Origin of the sequence: Bordetella genomosp. 9 (assembly GCF_002119725.1) — a bacterium.
GTDB lineage: Bacteria > Pseudomonadota > Gammaproteobacteria > Burkholderiales > Burkholderiaceae_B > Bordetella_C.
The window spans coordinates 969,274-993,627 of record NZ_CP021109.1 but is presented as its reverse complement, the minus strand read 5'-3'; the positions used below and the strand labels follow the sequence as shown (position 1 = coordinate 993,627).

20 protein-coding genes are annotated in these 24,354 nt (G+C 66.3%); 8 read left to right on the top strand and 12 right to left on the bottom strand.

The window, feature by feature from the left end:
* The 8 genes from tolQ to CAL13_RS04615 all read left to right on the top strand — a co-directional run bounded on the left by tolQ (position 1) and on the right by CAL13_RS04615 (position 6,887).
* Entirely contained in the window at positions 1 to 678 is a 678-nt protein-coding gene (gene tolQ / locus CAL13_RS04650) for a protein TolQ (RefSeq protein WP_086056338.1), read from the top strand.
* Positions 678 to 1,172 carry a protein TolR gene (gene tolR, locus CAL13_RS04645; RefSeq protein WP_086056337.1) on the top strand — a complete coding sequence of 165 codons (495 nt, stop codon included), beginning with the start codon at positions 678 to 680 and terminating at the stop codon, positions 1,170 to 1,172. Before tolQ ends, tolR begins: the two co-directional genes overlap by 1 nt.
* Positions 1,173 to 1,199: 27 nt before the next feature.
* The gene (tolA, locus tag CAL13_RS04640) at positions 1,200 to 2,375 is read left to right on the top strand and encodes a cell envelope integrity protein TolA (protein WP_086056336.1); all 1,176 of its coding nucleotides are present in this window, start codon (positions 1,200 to 1,202) and stop codon (positions 2,373 to 2,375) included.
* A gap of 16 nt (positions 2,376 to 2,391) precedes the next feature.
* Positions 2,392 to 3,702 carry a Tol-Pal system beta propeller repeat protein TolB gene (gene tolB, locus CAL13_RS04635; RefSeq protein WP_086071674.1) on the top strand — a complete coding sequence of 437 codons (1,311 nt, stop codon included), beginning with the start codon at positions 2,392 to 2,394 and terminating at the stop codon, positions 3,700 to 3,702.
* 32 nt (positions 3,703 to 3,734) lie between these two features.
* Complete coding sequence (locus CAL13_RS04630) at positions 3,735 to 4,232, top strand: OmpA family protein (protein ID WP_086071673.1); 498 nt, start codon at positions 3,735 to 3,737, stop codon at positions 4,230 to 4,232.
* Positions 4,233 to 4,323: 91 nt separating this feature from the next.
* Complete coding sequence (gene ybgF, locus CAL13_RS04625; RefSeq protein WP_086071672.1) at positions 4,324 to 5,010, top strand: tol-pal system protein YbgF; 687 nt, start codon at positions 4,324 to 4,326, stop codon at positions 5,008 to 5,010.
* Positions 5,011 to 5,013: 3 nt separating this feature from the next.
* Complete coding sequence (locus CAL13_RS04620) at positions 5,014 to 6,066, top strand: FecCD family ABC transporter permease (protein WP_086071671.1); 1,053 nt, start codon at positions 5,014 to 5,016, stop codon at positions 6,064 to 6,066.
* Complete coding sequence (locus CAL13_RS04615) at positions 6,063 to 6,887, top strand: ABC transporter ATP-binding protein (RefSeq protein ID WP_086071670.1); 825 nt, start codon at positions 6,063 to 6,065, stop codon at positions 6,885 to 6,887. The genes CAL13_RS04620 and CAL13_RS04615 overlap by 4 nt, the downstream gene beginning before the upstream one ends.
* 75 nt (positions 6,888 to 6,962) lie before the next feature.
* Here the strand turns inward: CAL13_RS04615 and CAL13_RS04610 are convergent, their stop codons facing one another.
* Genes CAL13_RS04610 through tssE form a run of 12 tightly spaced genes read right to left on the bottom strand, consistent with a single transcriptional unit; the run spans position 6,963 to position 24,335 of the window.
* Positions 6,963 to 8,678 (bottom strand): hypothetical protein, encoded by a 1,716-nt coding sequence (locus CAL13_RS04610; protein WP_086071669.1) that lies wholly within the window; start codon positions 8,676 to 8,678, stop codon positions 6,963 to 6,965.
* 53 nt (positions 8,679 to 8,731) lie between these two features.
* A complete protein-coding gene (gene tssM / locus CAL13_RS04605; RefSeq protein ID WP_157664800.1) occupies positions 8,732 to 12,193 on the bottom strand; it encodes a type VI secretion system membrane subunit TssM in 3,462 nt (1,153 codons plus the stop codon).
* 43 nt (positions 12,194 to 12,236) lie between these two features.
* Positions 12,237 to 13,628, bottom strand: a complete 1,392-nt coding sequence (gene icmH, locus CAL13_RS04600) for a type IVB secretion system protein IcmH/DotU (protein ID WP_232467764.1) — start codon at positions 13,626 to 13,628, stop codon at positions 12,237 to 12,239.
* Positions 13,625 to 14,950, bottom strand: coding sequence for a type VI secretion system baseplate subunit TssK (gene tssK / locus CAL13_RS04595; RefSeq protein ID WP_086071666.1), 1,326 nt, complete (start codon positions 14,948 to 14,950; stop codon positions 13,625 to 13,627). The genes icmH and tssK overlap by 4 nt, the downstream gene beginning before the upstream one ends.
* A complete protein-coding gene (tssJ, locus tag CAL13_RS04590; protein WP_157664798.1) occupies positions 14,934 to 15,545 on the bottom strand; it encodes a type VI secretion system lipoprotein TssJ in 612 nt (203 codons plus the stop codon). Before tssJ ends, tssK begins: the two co-directional genes overlap by 17 nt.
* A gap of 25 nt (positions 15,546 to 15,570) precedes the next feature.
* A complete protein-coding gene (locus CAL13_RS04585) occupies positions 15,571 to 15,825 on the bottom strand; it encodes a hypothetical protein (protein WP_157664797.1) in 255 nt (84 codons plus the stop codon).
* 12 nt (positions 15,826 to 15,837) lie between these two features.
* Positions 15,838 to 17,835: a type VI secretion system Vgr family protein gene (locus CAL13_RS04580; protein ID WP_086071663.1), complete on the bottom strand. Its 1,998-nt coding sequence runs from the start codon at positions 17,833 to 17,835 to the stop codon at positions 15,838 to 15,840.
* Positions 17,836 to 17,851: 16 nt separating this feature from the next.
* Positions 17,852 to 18,247 carry a DUF4280 domain-containing protein gene (locus tag CAL13_RS04575; protein WP_086071662.1) on the bottom strand — a complete coding sequence of 132 codons (396 nt, stop codon included), beginning with the start codon at positions 18,245 to 18,247 and terminating at the stop codon, positions 17,852 to 17,854.
* Between the two features lie 17 nt (positions 18,248 to 18,264).
* Entirely contained in the window at positions 18,265 to 20,940 is a 2,676-nt protein-coding gene (gene tssH, locus CAL13_RS04570) for a type VI secretion system ATPase TssH (protein WP_086071661.1), read from the bottom strand.
* Positions 20,941 to 20,945: 5 nt separating this feature from the next.
* The gene (tssG, locus tag CAL13_RS04565) at positions 20,946 to 21,962 is read right to left on the bottom strand and encodes a type VI secretion system baseplate subunit TssG (protein ID WP_086071660.1); all 1,017 of its coding nucleotides are present in this window, start codon (positions 21,960 to 21,962) and stop codon (positions 20,946 to 20,948) included.
* Entirely contained in the window at positions 21,947 to 23,827 is a 1,881-nt protein-coding gene (gene tssF / locus CAL13_RS04560; protein ID WP_086071659.1) for a type VI secretion system baseplate subunit TssF, read from the bottom strand. The genes tssG and tssF overlap by 16 nt, the downstream gene beginning before the upstream one ends.
* Complete coding sequence (gene tssE / locus CAL13_RS04555) at positions 23,817 to 24,335, bottom strand: type VI secretion system baseplate subunit TssE (RefSeq protein ID WP_086056320.1); 519 nt, start codon at positions 24,333 to 24,335, stop codon at positions 23,817 to 23,819. Before tssE ends, tssF begins: the two co-directional genes overlap by 11 nt.
* Positions 24,336 to 24,354: the final 19 nt, after the last annotated feature.

Below are 24,354 nucleotides of genomic sequence, written 5' to 3'. Positions count from 1 at the left end.
ATGCAAGTCTCGAACGACCTGTCGTTGTTCGCACTGATCGCGCATGCCAGCGTGCCGGTGCAATTGATCATGTTGCTGCTCCTGGGCATTTCGATCATGTCCTGGACCTACATTTTCAGCAAGCGCTACGCCATCAAACGGGCGCACCAGCAAACCCGCCGTTTCGAGGACGACTTCTGGTCCGGCGGCGATCTCTCGATGCTGCAACAGGCGGTGGCCAGCCGCCGCGCCGAGCAGGGCGCGCTGGCGCGCATTTTCGACGCCGGGATGACGGAGTTCCTGAAGGCGCGCCGCGCCGCGGCCAGCGACGCGAATGCCGTCCTGGACGGCGCGCGCCGCGCCATGCGGGCCGCCTACCAGCGCGAAATGGATGCGCTGGAAGCGCACCTGAACTTCCTGGCATCGGCCGGCTCAGTCAGCCCCTATATCGGGTTGCTCGGTACGGTATGGGGCATCATGCACGCGTTCATCGGCCTGTCGAATATGCAGCAGGCCACGCTGGCTTCGGTCGCCCCCGGCATCGCCGAAGCGCTGATCGCCACGGCCATCGGCCTGTTCGCCGCCATCCCCGCCGTGGTCGCCTATAACCGGTTCACCAATGACATCGACCGGCTGTCCATTCGTTTCGACAGCTTTGTGGACGAGTTCCTGAATATTCTGCAACGGCAGGTACGCTAATGCCTTCGGTACGCTCTGGCGGCCGTGCCGGCCGCCGCATGAAGTCCGACATCAACGTCGTTCCCTATATCGACGTGATGCTGGTTCTGCTGGTCATTTTCATGGTGACCGCACCGCTCATCACGCCCGGCCTGATCAACCTGCCTTCGGTCGGACAGGCCTCCGATGTGCCGGTGAAGCCGCTGGAAGTGCAAATTTCGCAGAACGGCGATATCGCGCTGCGCATGCGCGAGCCGGGCGCCAATCCCGAGAACATCGGCCGCGCCGAACTCGTCAGCCAGGTCCGGTCGCGCATTACGGCGGACACGCCGGTGGTCATTGCCGCGGACGGCAAGGTGCCATACGAATCGGTCGTCAAGGTCATGGATGAGTTGCGCACCAACGGCATCACGCGGCTGGGACTGCTGGTGGACCAGCAGTCTTCGACCGGCGCGGCTGCCGCGGCGGCCGGACAGCCGGCCCCGCAGCGGCCCGCCGCCGCGCCAAAGCGTTGACCCGCCGCGATCCCATCGTTCCGATCCATGACGCCGCCTCTCATCAAGCACCACGGCCGCCCCCCGGAAGCCCCGCCCGTTCAGGACAACCGCAAAGCGTTCGGCTTCGCCGTCCTGGTCCACGCCATACTCGTCCTCGTCCTGATCCTGGGCGTGAATTGGCGCTCCGAAAACCCCGGGCCGGTGCAGGTGCAGTTGTGGGCCGACGGGAACTCCCCCGTTTCGCCGCCACCGCAGCCTGAACCGGAGCCGGAACCGGCGCCGACCCCGCCGCAACCGCAGCCGGAGCCGCCTCCGCCTCCGCCGCCGGCGCCCCAGCAACCGGCGCCTCCCCCGCCTCCGCCCACGCCGCAGGTCCAGCCCAAGGACACGCCGGATCCCGAGATCGCCCTGGAAGAGGCCCGCAAGAAGAAGGAACAGGAAGAAAAGGAACGCCAGGCCGCGGAAGCGGCGGAAAAGGCGCGCCTGGAGAAGGAGCGCCAGCAGGCCGCCTTGGAAGAAAAGCAGCGCCTGGAGAAGCAGCGGCAAGAAGCTGAAAAGGCGGCCGCTGCCAAGGCAGCCGCGGAAAAAGCCGCGGCAGAGAAGAAGGCGGCGGCCGAGAAGGCTGCCGCGGAGAAAGCTGCCGCCGAGAAAGCTGCCGCGGAGAAAGCGGCCGCGGAAAAGGCAGCCGCCGAGAAGAAGGCCAAGGAAGAAGCGGCCAAGAAGGCGGCTGCAGAAAAAGCGGCGGCCGAGAAAGCCGCTGCCGAGAAAGCCGCTGCCGAGAAAGCGGCCGCGGAGAAAGCCGCCGCGGAGAAGAAAGCGAAGGAAGAAGCCGCCAGGAAAGCCGCGGCGGACCGTGCGCTGAAGGAAGCCTTCCGCAATGACGCCCTGGGCGCCGCGGGAATCCCGGGAGGGACGGCCGACCGCAACCAGGCCGGCGGCGGCCGCGACGACGGCTATGGCGCGAAGGTGCGCGCGTGCATCCAGCCGGGCGTGTCGTATCCGACACCGCCGCGCGCGGGGTCGGCCAACCCCACCGCGCAATACCGGGTACAGTTACGCTCTGACGGCAGCGTTTCGGCGGTCACCCTCACCTCTTCCTCGGGCAACCCGGGGTTCGATCGAGCCGTGGAAATCGGGATACGGCGCTGCAATCCCTTCCCGAAGCCCTCGACAGGCAGGTATGAGCCGCTGATCGACGTTATCTATCGCATGTATGACTGACAGGAGATTGCTTACCATGACTCCAGCCTCTCGCCGATCCCCGATCCAGGCATTACGGACCTACGGTTTCGGCCTGCTGATGTTGCTGGCAGTCCTGCTGGCTGGCCGGCCCGCTCACGCCCAGCTGCGGGTGGACATTTCCGGCACCGGCGCGACCCAGTATCCGGTGGCGATTGCCGACTTCGCCGGCGACGCCACCCGTGGCAAGGCCCTGGCGGACGTCATCCGCGCCGATCTGGGGCGTACAGGCCAATTCCGCCTGATCGATGCCTCCAACTCGGGGCTGACGGTCGATAGCGCAGTCAACTACGACGAGTGGCGTGGCAAGGGGGCGGACTTCCTGTCGTACGGCAGCATCACGCAGACGCCGGACGGCCGCTACGACATCCGCTTCCGCCTGGCCGATACGGTCAAGCGCGGGCAGCTGGACGGCGTGGCGTTTTCCGGCTCGGAACAGGAACTGCGCCGCATCGCCCACCAGATCGCCGACCGCATCTACGAGAAAATCACGGGCATCCGGGGTGTGTTCTCCACGCGTATCGCCTATGTCCTGAAACAGGGCGGCACCTATGAGCTGCAGGTGGCGGACGCCGATGGCCAGAACCCGCAAGTGGCGCTGCGCTCTCGGGAACCGATCATTTCGCCGCGCTGGTCGCCGGATGGCGCCCGCCTGGCCTACGTGAGTTTCGAATCCGGAAAGCCGGTGGTCTATGTCCACACGCTGGCGACCAGCGCGCGTGTGCCGGTGGCCAACTACAAGGGCAACAACAGCGCGCCGGCGTGGTCGCCGGACGGCAGCAAGCTCGCGATCGTGCTGACGCGCGATGGACTGTCGCAAATTTACGTCATTGGCGCCGATGGTTCGGGGCTGCGCCGGGTGACCCGTTCGCCGGGCATCGACACCGAACCCACGTTCACGCCGGACGGCCGCTCCATCATCTTTACCAGCGACCGCAGCGGCGGCCCGCAGATCTACCAGGTCGGCCTGGACGGCGGCGAGGCGCGACGCCTGACGTTTAACGGTAGTTACAACGTTTCACCCCGTATTTCGCCCGATGGGTCGACCCTCGTGTACGTTGCAAGACGCGACGGAGCATTTCGCATCGCATCGCTGAACCTGTCAACCGGCACCGAAACTCTGCTGACAAACGGCAACGACGACCAGTCACCCAGTTTTGCGCCGAATGGAATGCAAGTACTATACGCGGCGATCCAAGGCGGCCGTAACGTTCTTGCCGTAGTTTCCAGCGACGGACGCGTTCGCCAGACGCTTTCGGTACTGAACGGGCAAATCAACGAGCCGACTTGGGGCCCATTTACCCGCTAACTACGTGTGACTCACTTAACAAAGGAACCATCATGAAGTCGCGCATTGCCAAAACCCTAACTTTTGCAGCGCTGGTCGCGTCGCTGGCTGCCTGCAGCTCCGTCCCCCTCGATGAAAAGGGAGGCCAGGGTACGGGCACGGGTGGAACGACGTCCACCGGGACCGGGACGGTCATGGACCCGTTCAACCCCAGCAGCCCGTTGGCGCAACAAAAGAGCGTCTTCTTTGACTTCGACAGCTACACTGTCAACCCGCAGTACTCGGATCTCATCAAGATGCATTCCGACTACCTGGCCGGCCACACCAACCAGCGCGTCCGCCTGGAAGGCAACACGGACCCCCGTGGCAGCGCCGAGTACAACCTGTCCCTGGGCACCCGTCGCGGCAACGCCGTCGCGGACCAGATGAAGCTGAACGGCGTCAACGCCGGCCAGATCGAAGTGATCAGCTTCGGCAAGGAACACGCCACGGGTACGGACGAAGCGGGCTACGCTCAGGACCGCCGCGTGGACATCAACTATCTGCGTTGATCCGAACGGCCCTTAAGTAGTACCTTGCGACATGCGTCGGGTTGGTCTTGCGGCCCCCGGCGCATGTTTTTATCTTGACCCAGGAATTCTCATGAGCGACCGACTCCCGTCTTTGCGTATCCTGGTGGCCGCCGCCGGCGTGGCTTTCGCCGCCCTCTCCTCCTCCGCGCATGCGTTTTCGGACGACGAGGCGCGCACGGCCATCATCGAGCTGCGCAAGCAGCTGGCGTTGCAGCAGAACAAGCACGACGCCGCCGTCAGACAGTTCTCCACGCAGATCCAGTCGCTGCAGCAGCAGGTGACCGATTTGCGCAACCAGATCGAGATGGCCACGCACCAGGCGGTGCCGAAGGCGCCGGAAAATGGGTCGCAGGCGGATACCGGCGGCGCAACGGCGGGCGATCCACAGGAGCAGTCTGCCTATGACGGCGCCATCGAGCGCTTCCGCAACGGTCAGTACAAAGAAGCCGCCGAGGCATTCACCGCCTTCCTGGCCCTGTATCCCAACAGCCAGTTGGCGCCTACGGCCCAGTTCTACCTGGGCAGCAGCCGCTACGCCACCAAGGACTTCAAGGGCGCCATCGACCAGCTGCAGACCATGGTGAAGAACGCACCGGACAATCCCCGCGCGCCGGATGCCCTGCTGGTCATTGCCGGCAGCCAGATCGAATTGAACAACCGGGCCGGCGCCAAGGCGACCCTGCAGCGCATCGTCAAGGACTATCCCAATACGCCGGCGGCCGACACGGCCAAGAACCGCCTGCAACTGCTGCAGTAAACCATGTCTTGCGCGGCGGTTCGCGACCCGGTCCGAGCCTACCGGGGCATCTTGCGCCGCCGCGTCCTTTTGCTGGGCGGGCTGGCCGTGTGCGTCGTGGCGGCCGTGCTCGCCGACTTCCTGGTCGGCAGTTCCGACCTGCCCTTTTCTTCCCTGCTTCACGCCCTGCTCACCCCGCAGGCAGTCCCCGCGGTGGAGCACGTCATCGTCTGGAGCATCCGCCTGCCTTACGCCTTGACCGCCGTCGCGGTCGGCATGGCGCTGGGTCTGGCCGGCGCCGAAATGCAGACCGTGCTGAATAACCCGCTCGGCAGCCCCGACACCCTTGGCGTATCGTCGGCCGCCGCCCTGGGTGCGTCGCTGGCGATCGTGTTCGGCGCCTGGCTGCCCGCCGGCCTGCCCGCCGACTGGGCCGTCGTGGCGAGCGCCCTGGCCTTCGCCGGCGGCGCGGCCGTCTCGATCGATGCGGCGGCGCGCTGGAGCGGGATCCAGGCAAGCGGAGTGGTGTTGTTCGGCATTGCCCTCGTATTCCTTTGCAATGCGCTGGTATCGGCCGTGCAGTTCCTGGCAAGCGCCCAGGCCCTGCAAAACCTGGTGTTCTGGACCCTGGGCAGTCTGGACAGGACCAGCTGGCCCCGGTTGGGGGTGCTGGCCGCCGGGTTGGCGCTGGCCGCGCCGTTCTCCCTGCGCGCGGCCTGGCGGCTGACGGCATTGCGCCTGGGGGAGGACCGGGCCGCCAGCTTCGGCGTGGATGTCCGGCGGCTGCGGGCCGGCGCGCTGGCGCGCATCAGCCTGCTCGCTGCCCTGGCCGTATCGCTGGCCGGGGTGATCGGCTTCGTCGGCCTGGTGGCGCCGCACATCGCACGGCGGCTGTTCGGCGAGGATCACCGCTTTTATCTGGCCGGCAGCGCCATGGTGGGGGCCGTCATTCTGTCGCTGGCCTCGGTTCTGGCCAAAAGCATCGTGCCGGGGGCCGTGCTGCCGGTGGGAATCGTAACGGCATTGGTCGGCCTGCCTTTTTTCGGTGCGGTGGTATTGCGCCGCCGATTGCCATGACGCTCGCGAAGAACAGGGTCCGCGAGAGCGGACGTTGCCCCGGGCTGACGATTCAAGGGCTGCGGGCCGGATATGGCAGGCACGACGTCATTCACGGCCTGGATCTGGAAGCGCTGCCGCCCGGGGAAATTACCGCGCTGCTGGGGCCGAACGGCAGCGGGAAGTCCAGCCTGTTGAAGGCCATCGCCGGACTGATAAGCGTGCGGGAAGGATGCGTGGCGCTGGACGGCGAAACGCTGACGAGTCTTTCTCCGGCCGCGCGTTCGCGACTGGTGGCCTATATGCCCCAGGACCTGCCGGCAGCCGTGCACCTGCGGGTGCTGGAAGCCGTGCAGGCCGCGGCCCACGCGCCGGACGGGGACAATCGCAGCCCCGGCCCCGCGGCCGCCCATGCGCTGCTGGCACGGATGGGGATCGCCCATCTGGCCCTGCGGCATCTGGATGAACTATCCGGCGGGCAGCGTCAGCTTGCCGGCCTGGCCCTCGCGCTCGTTCGCGATCCGCGCGTGCTGCTGCTGGACGAACCGCTGTCCGCCCTGGACCTGCGGCATCAGTTCGAAGTCATGACCATGCTGCGTCAGGAGACCCGGGCGCGCCGGCTCGTGACGCTGATGGTTGCCCATGACCTGAATATCGCGCTTCGGCACGCCGATCATGCAATCGTGCTGCTGGACGGCGGTATGGTCGTCGAGGGCGCTCCTGCCGAGGTGCTTACCGGCGATACCCTCGCAACCGTTTACGGGGTGCGCGGCCGCATCGTGCGATGCGACCGTGGCCTGCCCTACGTCATGATCGACGATGCCCTGCCCGAACGGAGCTGACCCGCTCGTTGTTCGAGGCAAGACCTCGCCCCGGCGGCACCCCAACCGTTCGGGGGCGATCCCGGCGCCAATGGCCTAGCGCATCGCCATCCATTCCGCGTTCATCCGCAGACGGTTGGCCCGCTCACGGTTGCGCTGCAGGATGTCGGGGCCGATCTCCTTCCCTGTGAACGCTTGCAGACGCACCTCCAGCGGCACGTCCCACTCCCCGCGAATGGCAACAGGCCCGGGCGGCCTTTGCGCGCCGAGCCCCACCCAGCTCAGATATCCGGTGGACAGAGTCCGAAGCCGCCCCAGATTGCGCACCGCTTCCATATAGTCTTCCGTACGCAACTCGCCATGCTGATCCAGCACATTGAAGAATGACACCGGCTCGCACATGTCCGCGCCAAACACCAGCGCGGCGACGGAAGGCGACTGTCGTGCATATCCGAGGAACCAGTCGGTGAACGCGGCCTCATCCGCCGCTTTTCCGGCCGGCACATTGACCGCGTGGTCGATGATGGGCGCCGCCTGGTCACCGTACCGGTTAGGATTTCCGAAAACATAGTCGCCTTCAATCAGAAAGGCGCGGGCATCCGCCGCGAGCCGCATGACATTCGAACGCTCCCAATAGCGCCATGCAATACCGAACATCCCTTTCATGAGGGCGAAGATGATGCTCATCGCACGGCTGCTCAGCCAGCCTAGGCCGCTCCAGTGGAGAACGTCGAACGCTACACCTTCCGCTGCCTTTTCGACGGTCTTGATCGCGTCCCCGACCGTCTGCAGCCATGCGCCTTTGTACAGGGCTTTGACGATGCCCTGGCTCAGATCGCCCTCCAAGCGATTCCGGCACTCCCGCATGCGCGCTGAATACATTGACTTCAGGCGGGTGGCCATCCCCTTCGCGAGCTTCAAGGCATCCATGAATTCCGAGGACCACGGATCGAAGTCACGAAACACTTCTGCCGCGAGGAACTTGATGATCTCCTCCGCCAGGTTTCTCCAGCCGTTATCCAGCATCTCCGCTTTCACCGCTTCGCCAATTCCGTTGCATGTGACCTTCGCGAAGGCGATCACATAATTCCAGGCCGTCCTCACCATATCCCTGATGATGTCCTTCAAGGTGTTGACGTCTTGCAAGACCTGCATGGGTCCGCCTCTCGGGAGGTCGTACGCTTTCCATGGGTCCTTCGCGCTGCGGGCATCCTGGCGCGCGTTCCACACCTGCTCCGCGGCGACCTTGCCGTTATTGACAAGGGTCGAAACGCCGTCCCAGCCGTGGCGTTGGATATGTTGTGCCATGGCGGTCGTCGCGCCTGCAGAGGTCATTGCCGCGGTCGCCTTGCCGCTCACGCCCGTCATGTTGAGCGTGAGCTTCGCACTTGTTATCACGACGGCCGCAATGTCAGAAAAGAAGTTGGGGTTGACCCACAGCTCGGAGAACATGTAGAGCAATCGGACGCGCGTCTCGTAGGCGATCCTCCGGCGCAGCAGGACGGGGTCTCCATACGGCATTTCCCATACCCGCCTGACCTGCTCGTACAGGATCCGGGTGGGATCCACAACCGAGACATAGTCGTCAGGGAAATGGCGCCGCCATGCGTTCAGCGCGTCGCGCAGCGCGGCCAACGAACCAGGCCCGGGGTTGTCGGTATAGCGCCTCAGTGCTTCGGCGACCGCCGGCAAGCGGCCCACCCTCGGCACCCCGCCGGGAAGGGTCGCGCACCACTCCGAATACGACATGATGAGGGGTTTTCCGCCACTCAGGGGGCGGTGCTTCTGGTTGGATCGCGATCCGAAGGTCATACGACTGACTCCATGAAAAACGTGGCAAGGGCGCCCTCCAGCGCCAGGAAGAACTAGCGGTCCCGGCTGTCGCCGGCGGGCTCGACGCGGCCTGACGCCGGCGCGGACGGCGGCCTTGACGGCGCCAGCCGGTCGATGCAGCGGAAACGTTGCAGGGCCGCCAGACCGAAGGGGTTGATGACGCTTTGCGCATCGAGCTGAAGAGACACCGCCTTGCCGTGCAGGTTGAAACGAACAATGAAGCGCTCCGGCCGCACCGCTTGCACGCTGCCGAGATCGAGCAGCCGGAACAGGGCCCAGGGGCCAAGCACGGTCACGCCGCCACGCCCGTCCGGCGCAGGCGGCTCGTACGCGAGCCGTGCGGATGGCTCGCCGCCTGGCCAGACGAAAGTCTTGGGACGAACGGGCCCGTGCGCGTATTCGAGGGTTTGCCCGCCGACCGTCATCTCGAAGCGGGTGAAATAGGGATCCAGTGAAAGCGGCAGCAGCTGGAAGTGCACCGATGCGGTATTGCCGCCATCGGGGAAAAATGCCCGCTTTATCGAAGCGGCATCCTCGAATGCCTGCAGGGCGGCGCGCGACAATCCCAGGCGCCGCCCGTTGGGACGCCATCGCCAGGGGTGCGTCGTCATATCGACGTAGCGTTGGACATTGGCCTGGAAAAATGAATCGATAAGGCCGCCCGGCGCGAACAGACGATTGAAATCGCTCTGCGTCACGTCTTTGGTAGAGGTGCGATCAAAGGGATAGCGGCCATCCACCGCGGCGTGACAAAACGGCGCGACTTCGGCTCGCCAGGTTTCGTCCAGCCGCTCACGCGTGTCGCCAAGCGCGACGGCCTTGCCGATGGACGCCAACTGCCGCAGCACGCCGCCCAGGGGCGGCGGTTGATCCTGCGCCTCGTCTTCGAGCGTGTCGATCGCGTCGGAGGGAGGCAGGGGAATATTGCGGCGCATCGCGGCATCGACGGCGTCCAGGAACACGGCGGCCTCGGCAATGCGGCCTTGCACTTGATCGATCGGAGGCGTCTGCCCGGGCCCGGCCTTGAACAGATCGTGCAGGGCTGCGAAATGCTCATCCACGGGCGTCGGATTCGACGCCTTTCCGTCGCCATCGATGCCGGCGAGGGTCGTTTCCCGGGCCGCCGCCTGCAGGAAAAGCCGCAAGGGCGATTGCGCTCCCGCGAGCAGCCGCGCGTCGGCGGCCGCGTTGCTTGCATCGGGTTCGATCGCGGTCAACTGCACGTCTGCCAGCAACGCGTCCCAGGCATCGATGTACTGGGAGAAATACAGCTTGTCCAGCCTCGCGCGCAGCGATGCGGCATCCAATCCGGCGGCGCCCGCCTGTCCCAGCGCCATCTGCCAGTCCGAAGCCCCGGCGACGGCCGCGTCTCGCAATCGCAGATAAGCGCGATAACCCGCGACCGTATACGCCGCCGGCACACCGTCCGACAGCGGGCGGCCGCTGGCACGGCTCAAGGCCAGCGGCGCGTCGACGCCTGCCATCCTGGCGAGCGACAAGGTGCCGGGCATGACACCTCGCAGCTTCCCTTGCAACTCGCCGTATAGCGAATCCACGAGCCGAAGCCCGGAAAGCTGCTCCCGCACGTGGCCGAGCAGAGCCGCGTCGACGGGCAAAGGGGGACCCCAGTCACCCTGCTCCAGCAGGACGCGCGCATGACGCAGCATGTCGGCGCGACGGGCGGGCGGCAGCGCCATCGTCCGCACGTCGTCGGTGAACCAGGCAAGGACCGCATCGCCATCGCGGCGCGTGGAGCCGGCCAGCATAAGGTAGGTACGCAAGGCCATGAGCCGGTCGAACTCGCCACGGCTGGTATCGGCCATCGCACGCCGCGCCCGGGCATGGATGAATGGCGGCAGGGTTTGCCTCAGCAAGGCGAGGTAGGCGGCATGCGCGGCCTCGCCCAGCCTGCGCCCCTGATAAAGCCCCGGCTGCCGCAGAAAAAATGCGTCGGCGCCCGACTGCGGCGCGGCGGAAACCGGACGCGCCGCGGCATTCAGCAGGTCGATCATCGCGGACGGGTCATCCGTCGGTCCGGGCGCCTGCTCGGCGGACGCCTTTTCTGCCAGGATGGCGGTATCGCGCGCCATCGCATCGATCGCGCTCCGGTTGCGTGCGTAGCCAAGCCATATCGCCGTCGCCGCCGCCAGGGTCCCGGCGATGAAAGCGATCGCCGCCAACCAGCGATACAGACGGCCGGCCCTTCCCGGCGGACGCGCACCCGCCAAGTGGTTCTCCGGAAAAACGACCTGCTTCAGCAAGCGGGCGGTGAAATAGTCGTGCGCGCCCGCAATTGTCCGGATCTGTCCGGAGGCGATCATGGCATGGGCCATTGCGCTGGCCGGCCGTGCGCGTTCGTCGCCGTCCTGCACGGCGCTGGTGAAGTACACCCCGCGCAGCCACGGCGCCAAGGCGTAGGGCGATGGCGTGAAAACATCCCGAAGCAGCGCCTGCAGCGGCTCGCCCAGCGCTTCGAACTGAGCCGGGAAAGCGAATATCCGCGCCGCCAGGGCCTCGTCTCGTGCCGCTGTGACCAGAGGGACGACCCGCCCCTGGAGACGCTTCACAAGAAGCGCGAATTCCTGCTCGAACACGGCGCCGGGCACGTCTTCGCCAGACAGGGTCATCCCCCAGACCTGCTCGGTTCCGGCGCGATCCATGTGCGAAAAAAAGGAAGTGAAGCCGGCAAGCCGATCGCAGTGGGTGACGACCACATAAACCGGAAACCGGATCCCGAGCTTGCGCAGCATTTCTCTCAGGCGGCCGCGCAATCCGCTGGCGATCTCATCGCGTTCGCCCGCGTCCGCGAGAAGGTCCGACGCGCTGACAGTGACGATCACGCCGTTGACCGGACACTTGCGCCTTGCGCGGCGCAACAGCTTCAGCAGCCGCTGCCATACCGCGTGCGGCGTACCGGACAACACCGGCGCCGTGTAATCGGCCCCTGCGGTCTCGATCAGCACGGCCTGGTCTGCGAGCCAGAATCGGCAAGGGTCGCCATCCCGGTGAGGGCCGTCGTCGGGCTGGTCGCGCGACTTCAGGCGCGCCGCTTCCAGGAGGGCGGTCTTGCCGCTGCCGCGGCGTCCAAGCACCACATACCATGGCAGACGGTACAGACTGTGACGGCCCAGGCGCCATGCCGGTCCGCCTGCACGCAAGGTACGCAACGTGGCGCGGAACAGCTCGTTCAACCTGTGCAGCACCTTGGCGTCGTGCGTGATGGTTTCCTGCACGGCGGGAGACGGCGGCGGCGCCTCCCATATGACGCGCAGCCGGCCGATCCGCCTCGAGGCCGCCGCCCCTGCCCATCCCAGCAGCAGCAGGCACAACAAGCCCAGCGCCAGCCATACCCGAGCTTCCGGCGTCGAGAAAGGCGCGTAACCCGCATAGGCGATGCGCGGCGATAGATGAACGATTGCGCCGATGCCGAGCAACGCCAGCACAGCCATGACGATTGCACGCAACGTCAGCATGCGAAAAAGCGGCCTGATCACGGATGTTGGTCCTTTTGTCGGAAAAACAAAGCGTCCGGGTTTGCTATGCCGCTGCACCCGGCGCAAGCACCACGATGACGACGCGCCGGTTGCGGGCCTGTCCCGCGGGCGTATCGTTGGAAGCAACAGGCTCGGTATCGCCCTTGCCCTGTGCGAGGAATCGTTCGGGTTCCCCAGTCTGTTCGCGCAGAACGTCCAGCACGTTGCCTGCACGAGCGAGCGAAAGCGCCCAGTTCGAAGGCGCGCCGGGAGCGGGCGGCCGATTGTCGGTATGGCCGATCACCAGCACGCGTCCGCGCACCGTACGCAAGGCATCGCCGATACGGCGGACCAACGGCAGATATGCCGGGGCGATCCGGGAACTTCCCGATGCGAACAGCGTGTCCGTGCCAACGGTCAGAATGACCCGATCCGGACGGCTCTCCACCTGCACCCGGCCGGCCGCGATATCGCCCGCCAGGGTGTGGGCGAGCGACGCCGCCATGCCTGCCGCGCCGGATTGCCGCGTCGCGGGCACTACCGGCGCGGGCGTTACGGCCGGGAGCGTATCCGCGGGGCGTGCAGGTTGCGCCGCAACGGCCGCGCGCAATGGAGCGACGGGCGCTTTCGCCTGCACCGCTTGGCGCGCCCGGGCCGCCGCAAGCGCCTGCTGGCGCAGACGTTCGGCGGCCAGCCCGTACATGGCGGCTGCCAGACACGCGCACCCCAGGCACAACCATGCCAGCGGCCGCGCGGGCCACCGTCTGCGCTTGTACGGTTTTTCGCCCCGCCAGTGAGGCGACAGGGATGCCTCCGGGGCGCCGCGAACCTGGCGTATCAGCGCACGCAGCTTCTGGCGCACCTGCAGGAGCGTCGCACTACCGTCCGGCGACAGGCGGTAGCGGCCTTGCATGCCGAGCGCCAACATAATGTGCAGGAGCTCGAGCGCGTCGATGTGGGCCGCCGGGTTCTGCGACAACTTATGCAGGATCGTGAAGAACCGTTCTCCACCGGAAGCCTCGCCATGGAAGATCACCAGCAGGCTGCGCGTAGACCATGCCTCGCCGCCCCAAGGCGCCGCCGCGACGGCCTCGTCCAGGAATGTGCACAGGCAATAGCGTGCGGCCGCCACCGTCTCGGTATCCAAATGCACGCACGCGTCGACGAACTCGCGAACCATGGCAATGAGCCTGCCGCGCAGCGCCTCCAGCGGCATCGGCTCGCACCTCGCCGTGCGCAACAAGCCGCCTATTTCCAGCAGCGGGTACGCGGCCCCGACCAGGGGGTTGACCGGATGGCCGGGCAGGAACTCGGGCGGTCCGGGCAGGGGCGCGTCGATGGCCGGCAGGATTTCCGCTACCGAAGCGGGCCTGCCTTCGCCGGCCGTGCCTGCGGCGACCGGCATCCCCTCGTTGCCCGCGCAGGGCGCTGTATCAAGATTCTCGCTGGCGCTCATTGCCGTATCGCCCAAAGCTCGATTTGCAAACCGGGAAAGTCGTCTGTCAGATGCAATGCGATGCCCGCCGATCCCTCGAGCTCGCGCCATAGTTCGTCGGCGGCATCCAGCGCGAAATAGCTGCGTCCGGCATGGAAAGGCAATTGGCGCGGCGCAACCGGCAGCGGGCGCAGCGCGATGCCTGGCAACTGCAGAGTCACGAGATCGTGGATTTTCTCCACCGGGCCGACTTTCATCTTGGCCGGGAGGCTCGCCCACAGCACATCGGGCGGCATGTCTGCGCTCACGGCGAGTACGAAAGAGGCGGTACGCAGCAGCGCGGGATCCGGCAGGCTGCCTACCCGGGTGCCGGTTGCGCGCTCGGCCAGGCGTATCGCAATGGCGTTGCGTTCTATGACGGTCGATAAGCCGCGCCGCAAATTGTCGATCAGCGGCTGGAACGTTGCCTCCAGATCATCGTGGCGATAAGGCGGGAACTGGGACGGACGCCTGTTGCCCTGGACGAAACACGACAGCTCGCCGGCAAGCTGCAGCAGTTCACGATAGAGGCGCTCGGGATGGGGGCCGCCGGCGGCGGACCAATGCGCAAACAGCGGTTCGGCCCGATTGAGCAACTGCAGCAGCAGGAACTCCGCGATTTCGGCGGCGCCGTGATCGCCAGGCTGGGCCAGGCGCTGTGCGATGGCCGCGCCGCGCTGGCCCAGCAGCCCGACCAGTTCTTCGATGAAGCGGCTCAAACGGGGAGCGGCGCGGCAATCCAGGACCGGCGGACAGTATCCCCGGTCCAGCACCACCGTATTGTCCGCGCGACGCTCGAGCACGCGGGCCACGCCCAGAACGGCATGGCCATCGACATCGCGTTGAAACGCCAGGCGCAAACGCAGGCGGCCCACCTGGAGCGATGCGTCCTGATCGCCTTCGGCATTGCTGTCGCGCACGGTCCAGTCGACGGTGCGATACGGTGTGCTCACAAGGGTATCCTGCGCACTCGCTTCCGCCGCGCCGGGCCGCAGGACTGGCAGCGCCAACACGACCACGGCGTCGCGCATATGATCCGGCACGTCCAGGGGCAGCGGCAGGTCATCGTCCGCCGGCAGGGAAATGGGTGTGCCGTCGGGCATGATTCCCTCACAGGCCGATAGCGCCACCTTGCCCAGGGCCAACTGGTGTTCATCCAATTCCAGTTTGCTGAATCCCCAGCCATAACGAAGCAGCCTGCAGCGCGCATGGATGTAATTGCGCCAGTAGCGGTCCTGTTGCTGCAAGTGCTGCTGCTGCAGCAACATTCCCTCCGACCAGACGACTTTATTGTTCCAGTACATGGTTTTCCTTCTTCGTCCCATTGGCCTCGGACGCCAGCGGCGCCGACCGCGACGCTCCGGGCAGGGCGGTCCAAAACGGCTTAACGGCGCCGATGCCCCCATCCAGCCCCGTGTCCGGTGAAGCGGTCTCGCGGCTAATGGTCACGCCATGGGCGCCGAGCGTCACCTTCCATGCGCTCGACACGCTTTCCGGCAGCTTCGCGACGGCTTGCCAGGCGGCGCGGTCGATCTCGCGATAAGCGACCGCGACGCCAAGAAAGCGAGTCTTGGGATCGGCGTCGCGCAGCAGCGTCAAGCGCTGGCCCGGCCGCACCGTCACAGCGATGCGCGCAAGGCCGGCCTTGCCCAGTGCGGCATCCCCGTGGTCGCAAAGTTCGAAGAAGTCGAGACGCTGGAAATCGTAGGGGTCCGTCAGTTCGTAGACGCGAAGCACCACAGGCGCCGCCCTGCCCTGACGATCCGGGTTCAATCCGGCGGCTGCCGAAATATCGAGGCGGACCGATGGGGGCCGCACGGGCGCCTCCGCGGCACAACCGGCCAGCATCAGCATCGACAACGCGATGAGCCAGCGTGTCAGCCGGCCAGCCAGCGCCATGGGGCGCGCCACAACGCCGCAACGCTCATCCATTCGAATCCTCCGGCGCTGGACGACCGATGCGATATGACTGGCGCTCGGGCGGCGTCAAGTCTGCCCGCACTGCACGCAGGTCGGCCGCGCTGGTCCGCCTGGGCACACGCAAACCGAGCGGGTCCGCCTCGGCAAGGACGGCGAGACGACGATCCAGGACCGGATCGCCAGACAACAGCTCGGCGCGCGCCAGCGCGTCGGGGAAATGGGCAGACATTGCGGCCCGGTCCGGGAAGAAAACAGCCATGATGTCCATCCTTCAAAGAAAATCGGAGCCTTGATCGGCTTCTTCCGGCTCATGCGGTTCACCGGGAGGACCAGGGGGCGCCTGCGCGGCGCCATTGCCGCCCGGACAGTTGATCTGGACAGCCGTGCCGAAGATCTCGACGCCCGCCGGCGTAAGCGTGACGACGCTGCTTCCCGACTTCAAGGAGACGCCCACGTCGGCTTCAATCAGGACGCTGACGCCGCCCTTGATATGGACGGTCTGCCCGGCTTGCTGGACGAGATTCGATCCCGCCTTGCACCAAACATTTCCTTTGATGGTGCCGTGCTGGTTCCCCAGCACGGTCAGGTGCTGGTCGTGCGCCTGAACGCGCTGTTCCTTTCCTACGAACAAGTGCTCGGAATCTTCGACGCGCGTGAAGCGGCTCTGCCTGACATAGCTGTCGCTGCGGCCGTCGGTGTAGAACAACAGCTGCAGATCCTTATCGTTGAATCGCAGCTCATTGCGCTGCTTGCCGCCATTTGCGACGGAAGCCGTCCGGATGGCGGAAATGGCGCCGTGCGTTGGAAGCTCGAACGGCGGCGTGTTGAGGTTGTTGTGCAGACTGCCGATCACGACGGGATGATCCGGGTCGCCATCCAGGAAGGCGACGAGGACTTCGTCGCCCGCGCGGGGCAGAAAAATGGCGGACCGTTGACGACCTGACCAGGGGTGCGCCACACGCACCCAGGCTCGCTGACCCGCGTCGGCGCCGGGCGGGTTGAACACCTCCCAGTGAAACTTCAGCTTGATCCGTCCGTGCTTGTCGGCCATGTACGGCGCGCCGCCGGCGGACACCACGGTTGCCGTCTGCAAGCCGGCCCGCGGGACGGGCGCGGAGGGCTTAGGCCGGAAGGTCTGGCTTGCACGTATGACCTTGAAGCGGCAGTCGAATACGGCCGCGGTTGAGCCGCGCGCGGACGCATCGTCTCCGCCGCGACCGGCGCGCACCGAGTACCGCGCGCCGGTAATCAGATACTCGCCGTTCTGCTTCGAATCGGGATGCCGGACCAGCCGGAATCGGCATCCCGGTGCAATTGCTCTTGCCGAGGCGCGGCCGCGTCCCACGGCCGCCGCGGCCTCCCGCTGCTGAAGATGGACGAGCGCCAGGCGCTGCCGATGCTGCACGCTCTTGCTGTAGGCGCTGTCGTCGAGCTCAACCAGGTCGCCGACATCGGCATAGCGCATGGCGTAATCGTCTATGGTGCTCGCCTTCACCCCATTGTTTCCAGGCACGGTTTCGATCAGCTGACCGTCCTCCCCCGCAGCCACGTGACGGAAGTCGAAGGTATCGGTGCGGCTTTGCGCCGGCGCCATGCCGTCGCTGAAAGTCCAGCGGTAGATCGCGCCCGGCGCGGGTCCCCGCGAGCGCAACGCATCGAACGGGATGGAGACGTCGCCGCGTACGAACGGATGCGGCCTTTTTCCATCGACGAGAACCATCGTATCGATGCCGTTCTGATGCTCGAAGTAGTAATAGATGCCTTCCCGCTGCAGCAGCCGGTTCAGGAAGTCGAGGTCGGACTCACGGTACTGTGCGCAATGCGCCATCGGCGGGTAGCTGTCTGCGCACTCGTTGCGCCAGTTCACGTCCTGCAGCAGCATCCCGGCGATCTGTAGCACCGTCTTATCGTGGAAGAAGCGGCAACGCATCGAATGCGCGAGACGCCAAAGCTGGGGGCGCACCTGCACGCGATAGCGGGTCCACTCGCGCGGCAGGCCGTTGATGCCGCCTGGGTCGACCACATCGAAGCGCGATACGATGCCGTTGAACTGCCGATCTCCGTGCGGCGTCTTCAGGGCAACTGAGATCGGTTTGCCGACGATCTCGCCGGCAGCGACGGTATGACGGCGGCAGCAGAACGTCACTTCGAACCGGTACGGCTGTCCAAGGCGCTCCCTGCCGCGCAACCGCTCGCACACAACCTGGACGCCATCCGGAATGGCGCCGGTTCGGACAACGATATCGCGCAACGTCTGGATGTCGGTCATACGGCGTCGCTCACGACTAAAGCTCCGGCACTTCCGTGCGCATCGTTCCGGCGTTCGTGATCGAGATCACGCCTGCCCAGTTGCAGAGGCAACGGCTTACCGAGTGCAACGCCGGGAATCCTCGGATAAGGACGTTCGGCACGCCCGGCATCCATGGCGCGGCCGTCGCGGGAATGCAGGGTTGCGGCGTCAGCACCCCGGCGGCAGCAGCTGTCGCGGCCGCGACAGCGGGATTCGCCGGCGAGCGGCACAAGCCGAACGTCGAAATATTGACCTCGGGGATGTGGTCCATGATCGTTCCAGCGGGCCGCGCTTCGGCGGCCACGCCGCTGACCGGCTCCACCATGAACACCGCGGGCGTAGCCCCCATGGTGCATTCGAGAAGGGCTCCCGAGACAACCAGTTGCGCCATGCGTTCCCTCCAGCACCTTACGAAAACACGCAGCCCAGGTTTCCGTCCGTCGCGACGATGCGGATATGGGCGATCCGCTCCCCCTGCACGCGGGCGCGCAACATGGCCACTCCTATTTCAGCGAGCACCGCGCGGTCGAGCACGGCTTCGACCAGGCGCGCGCCGCTGTCACATTCCCCGCAGCTCGCAATGACAGCCGCGACGACGTCCTCGTCGATGTCGCATTCGATGCCATGCTCGTCCCGCAGCCGCTCTTGCAATCGCGCCAATTGTTTGCGGACGATCGTTTCCAGCGCCGCCCGCTGCAAGGGGTAGTAGGGAATCACTGTCATGCGGGCCAGCAGGGCCGGCGGGAACACTTGCAGCAGCGGCTCGCGCAGCACGTCTGCGGCTTCATCCAGCGAAGGAAGGGCCGACGGGTTTGCGCACAAGCGCGCGAGACAGTCGTCACCGGCGTTGCTGGTGAGCAGAATCAAGGTGTTCCGGAAATCGATGATGCGGCCTTCGCCATCCTCCATCCATCCCCGATCGAACACCTGATAGAAGACCTTGTGCACATCGGGATGCGCCTTTTCGATTTCGTCGAGCAGCACGACGCTGTACGGCCGCCGCCGCACGGCTTCGGTCAGCACTCCGCCCTCGCCATAACCGACATAACCCGGCGGAGCCCCTTTCAGTTTCGATACGCTGTGCGCTTCCTGGTACTCGCTCATGTTGAGCGCGATGAGGTTCTGCTGCCCGCCGTACAGCGCGTCGGCCAGAGCGAAAGCCGTCTCCGTCTTGCCGACGCCCGATGGCCCGGCAAGCAAAAACACACCGAGCGGACGCGCATGACGCGTCAGTCCGGCGCGCGCCGTCTGCAGGCAGCGGGCAATGCGATTCAACGCCGCTGCCTGGCCAACCACACGCTCGGCCAATACCTTGTCGAGATTGAGCAAATGCTCGATGTTGTCGGTGACCATGCGGCCGACAGGAATGCCCGTCCAATCCTGGACCACAGCCGCGACCGCATGCCTGTCAACCTGGGGCAGGACCAATGGAAAGCCTTGCTGCCGCGCTTCCAGTTCGTCGCGCAATCTGCCCAGCTCCGCCAATCGGGATGCGCGCCGGGCGCCATGGGGCTCCGTCTTTTCCGGCGGCGTATCTGTGGCCTGGTCGTCCGCCTCCAGAGCCGCGCGGGTCTGCCTGATCGCCTGCACCAGCGCCTGTTCCGACCGCCACCGGGACTCCACCGCCTGGCACTCCGCGCGCGCCGCCTCCAATTGGACGGCCAGCTCGGCGGCGCGAGCGGCATCGCTCATGCCCAGTGCGGATTCGCGCTGCGCCATCTCGAGCTCCGCCTCCAAAGACGACACCTGTGCACGGGCTCGATTGAGCGCCGGCGGCGCGGCGTGCTGGCTTGCCGCGACGCGCGCGCAAGCGGTATCCAGCAGGCTCACTGCCTTGTCCGGCAACTGCCGGTCGGCGATATAGCGCCGGCTCAGGCACACAGCGGCGCGCAATGCTTCGTCCTGGACCTGCACGCCGTGGTGCGCTTCCATCGCGGGCACCAGGCCGCGCAGCATGCGCTGCGCCTTGTCTTCGTCCGGTTCCGCCACCGCGACCGGCTGGAAGCGGCGGGTCAGGGCCGGATCCTTTTCGATGTGCCGCTTGTACTCGGACCAGGTTGTTGCCGCGATGGTGCGCAAGGTACCGCGCGCCAGCGCCGGCTTGATGAGGTTGGCGGCATCGCCCGTCCCGGCAGCGCCGCCGGCGCCGATCAAGGTATGGGCCTCGTCAACGAACAGGATCACCGGCGGCCGCGCAACACGCACTTCCTCGACAATCTGCCGCAAGCGCTGCTCGAACTCGCCCTTCATGCTGGCGCCGGCCTGCAGCAGACCGAGATCGAGCGTGCGCAACGTGACGGCGCGCAGGGCCGGAGGCACGTCGCCGCAGGCGATCCGCTGCGCCAGACCTTCGACGACCGCCGTCTTGCCGACGCCCGCTTCACCGGTCAGGATCGGGTTGTTCTGGCGCCGCCGCAGCAGAATGTCGATGACCTGGCCGATCTCCTCGTCGCGGCCGACGATGGGGTCCAGTTCCCCCGCCCGCGCCTGCGCCGTCAAGTCCACGGTGTAGCGCGCCAGCGCCTCTTGTGCGCCGGTCAGGGCCGGCGCTATGGCGCCGCTTGCTTCGCCCGGAATGGCAGCGGCAGGCGGGCCGTCGCCGCCGGCTTCAGGCGATGCTGCAAGCAGCGTCTCGAACTCGCTTGCAAGGCTGTCGACGCCGATCTGCGCGAACTGCCGCGACAATGCGAGCAGCGCCCGGCGCAAGGACGGCGTCTTCAACATGGCGAGCAGCAGGTGCCCGGATCGCACCCGCTCGGCGTTATGCATCAGCGACGCGTACACCCAGCCGCGCTCGGCCGCTTCTTCCACTTGCGGAGCCAGATCGACCGCCCCGCCAGGATTGTGCGGCAGCCGGTCCAGGGCCTCCACCAGATGGCGGCTCAGCACGCCGGCATCCAGTTCGTAATGCCTGACGATGCGGTGCAGATCCGAATCCTGCCCTTGCAGGATCTGGTGAAGCCAGTGCTCCAACTGAACGGCTGCGTGGCCGCGTAACTTGCAGAAAACGGTGGCGCTTTCCAATGTCCGGAACGCCAGCGAGCTGAGTTTGCCGAATAACGCGGCACGGCTGATTTCCGCCATGATGCCTATCCTGGAAAGACCGGCGCGCACGCCGGCCGGGTTGAAAACACAATGTCGGGACAACGCTTTGCGTCCGGCGCGCCCAGCCAGCTGTTGCGGCCGAGCCTGAGCCGCCTTCCCAACGGCGCCGGGCGCGCAGCGCCGGGGGCCAGCCGCAGGGCCACATCCCAATCCAGTCCGTCACGGTTGTACCGGCGCACCCATGCCGCCAGGCGGGCGAAACTCGGGGCGTCGGGTTGAAAGCGGGCGACATCCGGCGCCTGCAGGGGCCCCAGACGCACCCGGAACCTGTGCTGCCTGTCCCAGAGCCGTCGGCCCAGCACCAGGCCCTCGCCCAATTTCCGCGCCCCCCGGCCACCCAGCAGGGTCAGCTCCGATGACGGGACTGACATCCAATGTCCGATATGGCTTTCCACGTGCGCGTCCACCAGGAAATACTCGGACAGCAACCGCGCGAGCCCCTTGGCCGGACGGCTGCGCAGGCACAGCAGTCCCGCAAACTGCAGGTTGGGATCGACATCGCCATCCGGGGACCGGGCGTCCGCTGCGCGCCCCGCGGACAGGACGCCGAGATAGCCCACGAAAGGATCGTCGGCCGGACGATCCCGGCCCACCGCCGGCTGCCCCTGGGACCATGCCCGGTAGTACAGGCTGATCATGCGGTGATGGAAGATGTCCAGGAACGCCATCCAGGAACGATCTCCCGCATGGCAGCGCCGGTCGCGGACGTACTGGGTGAAATGCAGGGGCATGGGTCCGTCCACCCCCAGCAGGCCGCCCACGTTGAGAACCAGGCGCAACGGCGCACTGTCGTCCGGCATGCGCGCATGCGCCACCTCCGCGCCGGCAAAGGCCAGTTCCGCTTCCTGCCCGAACCGTACAGGATCGTCGGATGGACGCAACGATTCGCCGATGCGGGGATAGCCGGCGTACGCGCGCTCGATCAGCCGGACCGCCTGGAAAAAGCGATAGCGGCCGGCACCGGCCACGTACCTCTCTTGCAGCGCTACAGGATCTGGCATCGTCCACTCCGCGCCGGCCACCGCATCCGCTCACCGCCTCGCAGCGTGCGCACGATGGTCTCCGTGAAATGATTGATGGATACGCAGGTAGCGAAGAATGCCTGCAGCACCGCGCCCAGCAGGAACGCGCCACAGCCTTCGAAGGCGTCATCGTCCAGCGTGACGGCGATCTCCAGTCCCCTGCCGAAACAGGCGGGCCCGGCATGCGGCAGCCGCCGCACGACCGGGCGCGACGCCACCTGTACGATGCCTGCCGCCTTGCGGCGCGCGGCATCGTCGTTCAAGGGCCGGTAGAGGTCGAGCACGTCGCGCAGCGCCTCGGCATTGCTGACGGCGTCCCCGTCCGACAGCGACAGATAGTTCAGCGACAGCAGGCGAAGAAAGCGCCACGCCGCGGCGCCTTCCGCGAGCATGGGCCGCGGTTCGGTGGGCCCGGCCACACAACGTATTGGTCCGACCGGCAGGTCCGACCCCAGCGTGAAGTCCGTCCTTCCCGTGCCCAGGGGCATCGACAGCGGCAGGTCGCGATTGGTGCAAAGCAGGTCCAGCGCGAGCTGCCGCAGCGGCTCGTCGTTCCCGTGGCGGGGATCCTCGGTCAGTGCGATATAGGTTTCGCAGCCCGCATAGCGCGACCGTCCGCCATGCCGGTGTTCGCGCTCGGAACGAAGACGCGTCTCACGGCGAATCTGGAAGTAGCCGCCGACGTGGCCGATGTCCAACGCGGGATCCACGCTGCGGTACATCGGCAGGAAAAGCTCGGCGTCGCCGCCCGTCTCGCGGTACCCCCGTACGGATTGCACGGCATAGACCTCGAAATCCAGGGGCCGCGTACGGTCGGGCACCACGTGATGCTCGAAACGCCCATCGTCGATGGCGATGCGGTCGCCCCGGCGAGGAAACAGGTTGATGGCGGGCGTACAATTCAGCTTGAACCGGGACGCATCGACCAGCCGTTCCCACTTCGGCTGGTAATCGTCCAGCAGGATAACGATGTCGAACTGCGGGTCCGCGCAGCGTTTCAGCGCCTGGCGCAATCCGTTCAGCGCGACGAAGCGCAGGCGCTCCGGGAAGGAAAAGTACTCGTGCAAAAGGCGGTACCCGCCAAATGCGCGCGGCGGCGGCGGCAGCAGCGCCTGGTCATCGTCCAGGCCCTCGGCCGACAGGCACCGCGGCGGCAACGCCTCCTGCCATGATGCGCCGCGATCGACGGGCGTTATCACGACGCTGAGCGCATGTCCCAGCAATTGCTCGTACAACTGCGCCGGCAGATCGCCGCTGCCGTGCAGGTAGAAAGTCAGGTTGTCGAGATCCAGCTCGTTGACCGGCCGGCCGTCCAGCCGCCCGATGCGCAAGCGCATGACGGCGCAAGGGCCGCCGCGCGAGTCTTGCGAGGCATAAGCGGGGAAGCCCGTATACGGCCGGTAGTCGGCGTGATGAAGGCGCAGCGGCCACAGGGCGACCGCATGCGCGGTCCGATACTCGCAGCGGGTGCTGCCCTCGTGAGGAAGACGGCTATGCAACGCCGTATCCCGCGGCACCAGCAGCCCCTGGGCAAGCCCGGGGTTGTCGACGTCGGGATCGATCTCCACCACGATCATGGAGGGCGTCGGCGCCGCGAAATGGGGATACACCAGCTCGGCAAGCTGATTGGCGAACGGGGCGAAACGGCCGTCGAGCTTCTGCTGGATGCGGGCGGCAAGGAAACTGAAACCTTCGAGCAGCCGCTCCACATAGGGGTCGGCACACTCGAACCCTTCCATGCCGAGACGCCCTGCGATCTTGGGAAACATCCGAGCGAACTCGCCGCCCATTTCCCTGAGATACATCAGTTCCTGGTTGTAGTAACGCAGCAGTTCAGGCGTCATGACGTCCTCCATCGTTCGCGCGCAGCATGACTTCTCCGTCCTCCAGGTCCAGCTCCGTCCTGACGTACAGACGCTCTGGATAGGGCTGCGCCCATAGGTCGCCTTCGATCAGGAAAGCCAGGGTGTTAGCGTGGCCGGTGTCTTCCGGCGGCACGGGCGTGACGCTGAGGGTGTGCGGAAGGATGCGAGGCTCGAACGCAAGGATGGCATCGGCGATCGAGCCGGCGATCTCCGACGGGTCCAGGCCCGACTGGACCCGTCCGGTCAAGGCCGGAAACCCATAGTTCAGCACCGACCTGGCGACATACGGGTACTTCGTCAGATCCAGGCGCTCGAGCGGACGAGACGCGTTGAGGAGCGCGCCCAGGTCGCGCAACACGCCATGGCGCAACTGCCGCATCGAAATGACCCGCCGATCGCGCGGCTCATGAGCCGCCCATGGCTCCTCGTCGGTAAGCCGGTCGAGCAGCGCAGGCTGCAAGCGGTCCTTGCTGGTGAGTTCGGCCATTGTCGATGCGGCGGGTTGG